The 3892-nt window shown below is 46.7% G+C and carries 3 protein-coding genes; all 3 read left to right on the forward strand.

Annotation, left to right across the window (positions count from 1 at the left end):
• Positions 1-645: enoyl-CoA hydratase/isomerase family protein (locus AC6F75_RS08095; RefSeq protein WP_500714495.1), on the forward strand; the 645-nt coding region annotated here is incomplete at its 5' end.
• Positions 646-748: 103 nt separating this feature from the next.
• Positions 749-1936 carry an acetyl-CoA C-acyltransferase gene (locus tag AC6F75_RS08100; RefSeq protein ID WP_500714496.1) on the forward strand — a complete coding sequence of 396 codons (1188 nt, stop codon included), beginning with the start codon at positions 749-751 and terminating at the stop codon, positions 1934-1936.
• 120 nt (positions 1937-2056) lie between these two features.
• Complete coding sequence (locus tag AC6F75_RS08105; RefSeq protein ID WP_500714497.1) at positions 2057-3862, forward strand: acyl-CoA dehydrogenase FadE; 1806 nt, start codon at positions 2057-2059, stop codon at positions 3860-3862.
• Positions 3863-3892 lie beyond the last annotated feature (30 nt).

Genomic DNA, 3892 nt, shown 5'->3' on the forward strand with positions numbered 1-3892 from the left:
GGAATGGCATTGGGTGGTGCCTGTGAAATGAGCATGCACGCAGACAAAGTAGTTGCTGCTGCCGAAACTTACATCGGTCTTGTTGAATTTGGCGTTGGGGTCATCCCCGGAGGAGCCGGTTCCAAGGAAATGACCGTTCGCGCCGCAGACACCTTCAAAAAAGACGATGTGGAACTCAACGTATTGCGTGAATACTTCCTGACCGTTGGTATGGCCAAAGTAGCAACATCAGCTTATGAAGCTTATGATTTGGGTATCCTGCAAAAAGGAAAAGATGTAGTGGTAGTCAATAAAGACCGCCAACTCGCTGAAGCGAAAAAACACGCCCTGTTACTGGCAGAAGCCGGTTACACCAAACCCATTGAAAGAACCGATATCAAAGTGCTCGGTAAACAAGCCCTGGGAATGTTCCTTGTGGGGACAGACCAAATGGTCGCCGGAAAATACATCAGCGAGCACGACCGCAAGATTGCGGACAAGTTGGCTTATGTAATGGCTGGTGGCGACCTTTCAGAAGCAACACTGGTGAGCGAACGCTACCTACTCGATCTGGAACGCGAAGCCTTCCTCTCACTCTGTACAGAAAGAAAAACACTGGAACGCATACAGCATATGCTGAAGACGGGGAAACCTTTACGTAACTAAGAATCCCCAAACCTCCCCAAAAGGAGAAGCTAAATTGATAAATTGTAAATAATATGGTAAAGGCGTAGTATACTACGCCTCAACTAAAGATAAATATAAACAGATGAAAACAGCTTATATAGTATCCGCACACCGAACCGCCGTGGGCAAAGCACCACGCGGGCTCTTTCGCTTTAAGCGACCTGACGAACTCGCCGCAGAAACCATCCAATATATGATGGACAAACTGCCGCAACTGGACAAAACCCGTATCGACGACGTCATTGTGGGCAACGCCATGCCCGAGGCCGAACAAGGCCTCAATATGGGCCGCCTTATCTCCCTGATGGGACTTAAAACTGTTGATGTTCCAGGAATGACCGTAAATCGTTACTGTGCATCAGGACTGGAAACTATCGCAATCGCCACGGCCAAAATCCAAAACGGTATGGCCGACTGCATCATCGCCGGTGGCGCCGAGAGCATGAGTTACATCCCAATGGGCGGTTACAAACCCGTTCCCGATTATGAAGTAGCCAAAGAAGGTAACCAAGATTACTACTGGGGAATGGGGCTCACCGCAGAAGCCGTAGCAGAGAAATACAACGTCTCCCGTGAGGACCAGGATGAGTTTGCTTTCAACTCTCATCAAAAAGCTTTAAAAGCACAAGCCGAAAACCGCTTTAAAGACCAAATTGTTCCCATCAAAGTGGAACATACTTTTGTCAACGAAAAAGGAAAAAAAGAAACAAAATCATACACCGTTGAAAAAGATGAAGGCCCAAGAGCCGGAACAAGCACTGAAGCCTTAGCTAAATTACGTCCCGTTTTTGCTGAGGGCGGAAGCGTCACTGCCGGAAACTCTTCACAAATGAGTGACGGTGCCGCTTTTGCAATCGTCATGAGTGAGGAAATGGTCAAGGAACTCAATCTGGAGCCCATCGCCCGCCTGGTGAGCTATGCCGCCGTGGGTGTGGAACCCCGCATTATGGGTATCGCTCCTGTAAAGGCCATTCCAAAAGCTATTGCTCTTGCCGGACTCAAACAAGATGACCTTTCGTTAATCGAACTCAATGAAGCCTTCGCTTCACAATCATTGGCGGTCGTGCGCAAGTTGGGCTTAAACAATGACATTGTAAACGTCAATGGAGGCGCCATCGCCTTGGGTCACCCTCTTGGATGCACCGGAAGCAAACTTTCAGTCCAACTCTTTGACGAAATGCGTAAACGCAATCTCAACGGGAAATATGGAATGGTAACGATGTGTGTGGGAACCGGACAGGGAGCGGCTGGGGTTTATGAAGTAGTTTAGCCCTCCCCAACCCTCCCAAAGGGTGGGAGTCAGAATAAAAACAATAAAATATAATTAGTGTAGAATTTAAATATACCCTAATAATTTCTCCCCCTTTGGGGGAGTCAGAGGGGGCAAATTATGAAAACAACAGAAAATAAACAACTCCTCCGAGGCGGCCAATTCATCGTAAAAGAAACCGCCTGCGAAGATGTATTTACTCCTGAAGATTTCAGTGAGGAACAAAAAATGATGCGCGATTCTGTAAAAGAGTTTGTCGATAGGGAAATATGGCCGCACAAAGAACGGTTTGAAAACAAAGATTATGACTTTACCGAGGAAGTGATGCGCAAAGCCGGTGAACTCGGTCTGTTGAGCATCGCGGTTCCTGAAGCCTATGGTGGCATGGGTATGGGGTTTGTAACCACCATGCTCGTTTGTGATTACATTTCGGGAGCAACAGGATCATTTAGTACCGCCTTTGGAGCACATACCGGGATTGGTACGCTACCCATTACGCTTTACGGAACTGAAGAACAAAAGAAAAAATATGTTCCCAAATTAGCTACAGGCGAATGGTTTGGAGCATACTGTTTGACAGAACCCGGAGCAGGTAGTGACGCCAACAGTGGAAAAACCAAAGCCGTTCTTTCAGAAGACGGAAAACACTACAGCATCACCGGACAAAAAATGTGGATATCCAATGCCGGATTTGCAAGTATCTTTATCGTTTTTGCACGTATTGAAGATGACAAAAACATCACTGCATTTATAGTAGAAAAAGACAAAGTCGAAGGAATGTCTTTTGGCGAGGAAGAGAAAAAACTGGGCATTCACGGATCATCTACCCGTCAGGTATTTTTTAGCGACATGAAAGTGCCCGTTGAAAACTTATTAGGAGAACGCAACGGTGGTTTCAAAATTGCTATGAACGCTCTGAACGTTGGACGCATCAAGTTGGCTGCCGCTTGTTTGGACGCACAACGTCGGGTAACCGAAAACGCTGTAAAATATGCAAATGAACGGGTACAGTTTAAAACTCCAATTGCTCAGTTTGGTGCCATAAAGCAAAAGCTGGCTGAAATGGCCACTGCCGCCTATGTGGGTGAAAGTGCTACTTACCGTGCCGGAAAAAACATTGAAGACCGTATCGCTATGCGCGAAGCAGACGGCACCCCTCACCAGGAAGCCGAACTCAAAGGTGTTGAAGAATACGCCATAGAGTGTTCTATACTTAAGGTAGCCGTCTCAGAAGACATCCAAAACTGTTCTGATGAAGGCATCCAAATCTTTGGCGGAATGGGTTTTTCAAAAGACACCCCCATGGAAGCTGCCTGGCGTGATGCGCGTATAGCACGTATCTATGAAGGCACCAACGAGATCAACCGTATGCTTGCGGTGGGTATGCTTGTGAAAAAAGCAATGAAAGGTCACGTGGACCTGCTGGGGCCCGCCACGGCAGTGGGTGAAGAGTTACTGGGCATCCCTTCGTTTGATACACCTGATTATTCTGAATTGATGGCCGAAGAAAAAGAAATGACTGGCAAACTCAAAAAAGTATTCCTGATGGTGGCAGGTGGTGCCGTGAAAAAGTATGGCCAAGACATAGAAACCCACCAGCAATTGCTCCTCAACGCCGCAGATATCCTCATTGAAATCTATATGGCCGAGTCTGCATTGTTAAGAGCTGAGAAAAACGCCAAGCGTTTTGGCGAAGAAAACCAAAAAGAGCAAATAGCGATGGCAAAATTGAACCTCTATCACGCTGTGGAGAAAGTCACTACTGCTGCCAAAACAGGCATCATCTCCTTTGCCGAAGGCGACGAACTCAAAATGATGATGATGGGATTAAAACGTTTTACCAAATACACCAACTATCCGGACATTATCGCCCTGCGACGCAGCATTGCAGAAAAAGTCATAGCGGAAAATAACTATCCTTTTTAGTTTTGAAAGCCCTTGAAGGGTTTAGAACCC

The organism is Planktosalinus sp. (assembly GCF_059864935.1).

What these genes read in the sequence shown, in the direction of transcription:
- AC6F75_RS08100 (WP_500714496.1), top strand. Translation starts at nt 749, where the DNA reads ATGAAAACAGCTTATATAGTATCCGCACACCGAACCGCCGTGGGCAAA.
- AC6F75_RS08105 (WP_500714497.1), top strand. Translation starts at nt 2,057, where the DNA reads ATGAAAACAACAGAAAATAAACAACTCCTCCGAGGCGGCCAATTCATC.